Origin of the sequence: Inquilinus sp. NPDC058860 (assembly GCF_042743185.1) — a bacterium.
In the GTDB taxonomy this organism is placed as follows: domain Bacteria; phylum Pseudomonadota; class Alphaproteobacteria; order DSM-16000; family Inquilinaceae; genus Inquilinus.
The window spans coordinates 1-1,407 of sequence record NZ_JBHYMS010000144.1; the positions used below are offsets into that span (position 1 = coordinate 1).

Consider the following 1,407-nt stretch of genomic DNA (forward strand, 5'->3'; position numbering starts at 1 on the left):
TGGAGTGGACCCCGCTGGTGAGACAGGGAAAATAGGGACAGTTCTCTGAGAAGGAGAACCGATGTCCAAGCGGGAGAGCCGGACCTTCAGCCGGGAGTTCAAGCTGGAGGCGGTGCGGCGGATCGAGGCCGGGGAGAACGTCAGCGCATTGGCGCGGGAGCTCGCGATCAAACGAGCGATCCTGTACCGGTGGCGGGATGCTTGCCGGCTGGGCGGGCCGGAGGCGCTGCGGCTGCGCGGGCGGCCAAGCAAGGCGGAGGCGTCGCAGCTGTCGGCGGCGCGGCTGGCGGCCGGCCGGGCCAATGACCTGGCCGAGGCCCGATGGCAGATCGAGCAGCTGAGCCGGAAGGTGGGCCAGCAGCAGCTGGAGCTGGATTTTTTCAAGCGAGCCTTGCGGCAGATCGAGGCGTCACGCCGGCCGAGCGAAGGGCCTGGCGCGACAGCGTCTTCGCCCTCATCCAGGCGATGACGCAGCAGCAAGGCGAGGCGCCGGCGGCGATGTCGCTGTCGGTGGAGCGGATGTGCGCGCTGGCGGGGCTGAGCCGCGCGGCGTACTACCGGGGCTGGGCGGCCAGCGAGCCGCGGCGGGAGGAGACCGCGCTCCGGGATGCGATCCAGCGCCTGGCGCTGGCCCACCGGTTCTACGGCTACCGCCGGATCGGGGAGCTGCTGCGGCGCGACGGCTGGGCGGTCAACCGCAAGCGGGTGTTGCGGTTGATGCGCGAGGACAACCTGTTGTGCCTCAGGCGCGCGGCCTTCCGGCCGCCGACGACGGACGCGCGCCACGGCTGGCCGATCTGGCCCAACCTGGCACGTCGCCTGGTCCCGACCGCGCCCGACCAGCTGTGGGTGGCCGACATCACCTATGTGCGTCTGGACGAGGCCTTCGTCTATCTGGCGGTGGTGATCGATGCTTTCAGCCGCAAGGTGGTCGGCTGGGCGCTGGACGATCACCTGAAGGCCGGCCTCGCCCTGGCGGCCCTGCAGATGGCCTTGGATGGGCGCCAGGTGATCGCAGGTGGCCTCATCCACCACTCCGACCGTGGGGTGCAGTACGCCTGCGGCGACTACGTCGACAGGCTCCGGGCGCGGGGTATCCAGCCCAGCATGAGCCGGGTCGGCTGTCCCTACGACAACGCCATGGCCGAGAGCTTCATGAAGACGCTCAAGACCGAGGAGGTGGACGGACAGGCCTATCGCGACCTGGCTCACGCCAGGGCCCAGATCGGCGGCTTCATCGAGGAGGTCTACAACCGCCAGCGGCTGCACTCCGCCCTCGACTACCTGACACCTGACGAATACGAAGCGGCCTTGCCGCCATTGCAGCAGGGGCGCGCCCCTGCTGCAATGGCATCACCAAACTGACCTGTCTCTATTTATCGTGTCTCATGTCAGGGGTGCAGTCCA

General features: G+C 68.8%; 2 protein-coding genes. Both read left to right on the plus strand.

The annotated features are described in order from the left end of the window. Positions 1-61: 61 nt before the first annotated feature. Complete coding sequence (locus ACFW16_RS36110; RefSeq protein WP_380313931.1) at positions 62-469, plus strand: transposase; 408 nt, start codon at positions 62-64, stop codon at positions 467-469. Next, a complete protein-coding gene (locus ACFW16_RS36115; RefSeq protein ID WP_380313932.1) occupies positions 466-1,365 on the plus strand; it encodes an IS3 family transposase in 900 nt (299 codons plus the stop codon). The genes ACFW16_RS36110 and ACFW16_RS36115 overlap by 4 nt, the downstream gene beginning before the upstream one ends. Positions 1,366-1,407 lie beyond the last annotated feature (42 nt).